Origin of the sequence: Puniceicoccus vermicola (assembly GCF_014230055.1) — a bacterium.
GTDB classification, from domain to species: Bacteria; Verrucomicrobiota; Verrucomicrobiia; order Opitutales; family Puniceicoccaceae; genus Puniceicoccus; species Puniceicoccus vermicola.
Window position 1 is genome coordinate 1 of the sequence record NZ_JACHVA010000048.1, and the last position, 2,686, is coordinate 2,686.

General features: G+C 54.7%; 6 protein-coding genes. All 6 read left to right on the forward strand.

All coding sequences use genetic code 11. From position 1 onward, the window contains the following. The first annotated feature begins 161 nt into the window (after window positions 1–161). The 6 genes from H5P30_RS22630 to H5P30_RS05540 all read left to right on the forward strand — a co-directional run bounded on the left by H5P30_RS22630 (window position 162) and on the right by H5P30_RS05540 (window position 2,605). The gene (locus tag H5P30_RS22630) at window positions 162–437 is read left to right on the forward strand and encodes a DUF6883 domain-containing protein (protein WP_425504931.1); all 276 of its coding nucleotides are present in this window, start codon (window positions 162–164) and stop codon (window positions 435–437) included. A gap of 5 nt (window positions 438–442) precedes the next feature. Then, window positions 443–658 (forward strand): DUF4926 domain-containing protein, encoded by a 216-nt coding sequence (locus tag H5P30_RS05525; protein WP_185691907.1) that lies wholly within the window; start codon window positions 443–445, stop codon window positions 656–658. A gap of 516 nt (window positions 659–1,174) precedes the next feature. Further along, window positions 1,175–1,423: a type II toxin-antitoxin system Phd/YefM family antitoxin gene (locus H5P30_RS05530; protein WP_185691955.1), complete on the forward strand. Its 249-nt coding sequence runs from the start codon at window positions 1,175–1,177 to the stop codon at window positions 1,421–1,423. Beyond that, complete coding sequence (locus H5P30_RS05535) at window positions 1,420–1,701, forward strand: type II toxin-antitoxin system RelE family toxin (protein WP_185691956.1); 282 nt, start codon at window positions 1,420–1,422, stop codon at window positions 1,699–1,701. The genes H5P30_RS05530 and H5P30_RS05535 overlap by 4 nt, the downstream gene beginning before the upstream one ends. A gap of 407 nt (window positions 1,702–2,108) precedes the next feature. Then, complete coding sequence (locus H5P30_RS22635) at window positions 2,109–2,384, forward strand: DUF6883 domain-containing protein (RefSeq protein ID WP_425504931.1); 276 nt, start codon at window positions 2,109–2,111, stop codon at window positions 2,382–2,384. 5 nt (window positions 2,385–2,389) lie between these two features. Next, a complete protein-coding gene (locus tag H5P30_RS05540) occupies window positions 2,390–2,605 on the forward strand; it encodes a DUF4926 domain-containing protein (protein ID WP_185691907.1) in 216 nt (71 codons plus the stop codon). Window positions 2,606–2,686 lie beyond the last annotated feature (81 nt).

The window sequence follows — 2,686 nt, forward strand, 5'->3', positions numbered from 1 at the left end:
CGCTTGAAAGTGGTTCGAATTCCGTCCCGCCCTTTCATCTATGGCGAAAACGGACTCCCCATGGAAAATCGTAGACTGACTCCGTTTCACCGATTGATCGATGCCGGATTTTGATCCACAAAACACAGTAGTCGACCCAGCGAAACTTCGGGACTTATTGCCTGTCTCCGAACCATCCCCGTGGTAAGCACAAGGCTCGGGTCTTTGAAACCGTGCTTGGGATTTCGCAAGATGACTGGTCACTCCTTGAGGCTGCGATTCGTAAGAGCCTTTCGGGAGCAGAGTGGGAGTTTGACGGAAAAGATCGGTATGGAAGTCGCTTTCATGTGGATCTTCAGATCAGGTTAAATGAGAGAGTGGGGCGCATCCGGACGCTTTGGATCGTTCGGAAAAACGAGAATAATCCTCGACTCACATCCTGTTTTATTCACCCTTAAAGAGAATGGAGGATGCAATTCAGCTTCTTGATGTAGTCGCATTGCTTCACGATTGCGGCGAACATGATTTGATTGCGGGTCAAGTCGGCACGGTCGTTGAAGTCTTGGCTCCTGGTGTCTTCGAGGTCGAGTTTAGCGATGAGGATGGGCGCACCTATGCGATGGTTGCGTTGAAGGAGAGCGAGCTGATGGAACTGCATTACAGCCCCGTGGCCGCGTAGTCGGGCCGACCTCGAGTTTCCTCCTCCTTCTTCGCGTTGGAGCGGGTTCGTTGTCCTGGCTTCAGCCAGCCGCCTTGCGCTCTCCTCTTTCTCTCCTTCCATCCCCGTGCCCCAGCCGCCTCAGTGTGAAAAAACCAGTCTGCCACTCAGGACGCATTTGCCTCTCACAGGGGCACAGAGATCCCGGAGGGAAAATTTAAGGATCAAGACCGGAGGCTTTTTGAGTCCCCCTCAGCCATCTCCCATCCGTGGGTGGGTTGCTTCAGCGCCCACCTCCGATACAACCAAAAGACCTCTCAGCGGTTCCACAACCTTCCCGCAACGCCCACATCCCTCGTTTCCTCCGAAGAACTTTTCGAGGGCGGCGCTGAAGCAACCGCCCCACGGGAGAACCGTAAACCGGTCCCCACTGACATCCGTCCTCCGACCTCTGGTGTCCAATCTCCAGGGCGGAGCCCACTCCTCCGAAAACCTGTTCGCTTTACTTTTTCGCAAAAAAGGCATACCATATTCCGTATGGCCTCCTCGTACACCATCAAGACAGCCCAGCGCAGCCTATCGGCGTTGGTCCGCGAGTGCGAATCGCACCCGGTTACGCTCACCCGACAGGGAAAAGCGGTCGCGGTAGTCATGTCGGTCGAGCGAATGGAAGCGATTGCCGAAACGATGGAGGTCCTGGCCGATCCGGCAGCCATGTCGGCTTTGCGCAAGTATCGCGCAGGGGAAGCACGCTTCCAGGGCCTGGAAGCCCTCGAATCGGAATGATCGAAGTCAGGATTCAGGAAGAGGTCCTCGAATTTCTCAGAACTCTTCCCCCTAAGCCGAAACAAGCCCTACGCAAAGCTCTCCGCGATCTTGCCGAAGAAAAAGGAGACATCCTTCCCCTTACCGATGAACTCGATGGATTCCACCGCCTCCGCGTCGGAAGCTATCGTATCATCTTCTGCTACGAGACCGTGCAAAACCGTCGCCGCATCGCCTGCATCTACGCCGCCCAGCGGAAGTGGGTATACGACCTCTTCCGCAGTAAATTATCTGAATAGATCCCGGTCTCGGTTTGCCAGTTCCCGGTTCTCCGTTTTCAGCTCGTTATCTCCGAGCCTTCCACCGCCCAACCATCTTCCATCTTCCAACTTCAATCTCCCATCGCCTCGCCGCCCTCGAAAAGGCTTTCTGTCACGAATCAAGACGTGACGTCTTTTAAGTCACTTCGGCGAAGCCGCAAATCAAACGTAGCCCAGGCGTCCCGCCTGGGATCTTCCCCCGGAGCGCAGGTCTTCAGACTGCCTCGCTTGAAAGTGGTTCGAATTCCGTCCCGCCCTTTCATCTATGGCGAAAACGGACTCCCCATGGAAAATCGTAGACTGACTCCGTTTCACCGATTGATCGATGCCGGATTTTGATCCACAAAACACAGTAGTCGACCCAGCGAAACTTCGGGACTTATTGCCTGTCTCCGAACCATCCCCGTGGTAAGCACAAGGCTCGGGTCTTTGAAACCGTGCTTGGGATTTCGCAAGATGACTGGTCACTCCTTGAGGCTGCGATTCGTAAGAGCCTTTCGGGAGCAGAGTGGGAGTTTGACGGAAAAGATCGGTATGGAAGTCGCTTTCATGTGGATCTTCAGATCAGGTTAAATGAGAGAGTGGGGCGCATCCGGACGCTTTGGATCGTTCGGAAAAACGAGAATAATCCTCGACTCACATCCTGTTTTATTCACCCTTAAAGAGAATGGAGGATGCAATTCAGCTTCTTGATGTAGTCGCATTGCTTCACGATTGCGGCGAACATGATTTGATTGCGGGTCAAGTCGGCACGGTCGTTGAAGTCTTGGCTCCTGGTGTCTTCGAGGTCGAGTTTAGCGATGAGGATGGGCGCACCTATGCGATGGTTGCGTTGAAGGAGAGCGAGCTGATGGAACTGCATTACAGCCCCGTGGCCGCGTAGTCGGGCCGACCTCGAGTTTCCTCCTCCTTCTTCGCGTTGGAGCGGGTTCGTTGTCCTGGCTTCAGCCAGCCGCCTTGCGCT

What these genes read in the sequence shown, in the direction of transcription:
- H5P30_RS05540 (WP_185691907.1), top strand. Translation starts at nt 2,390, where the DNA reads ATGGAGGATGCAATTCAGCTTCTTGATGTAGTCGCATTGCTTCACGAT.
- H5P30_RS05525 (WP_185691907.1), top strand. Translation starts at nt 443, where the DNA reads ATGGAGGATGCAATTCAGCTTCTTGATGTAGTCGCATTGCTTCACGAT.
- H5P30_RS05535 (WP_185691956.1), top strand. Translation starts at nt 1,420, where the DNA reads ATGATCGAAGTCAGGATTCAGGAAGAGGTCCTCGAATTTCTCAGAACT.
- H5P30_RS05530 (WP_185691955.1), top strand. Translation starts at nt 1,175, where the DNA reads ATGGCCTCCTCGTACACCATCAAGACAGCCCAGCGCAGCCTATCGGCG.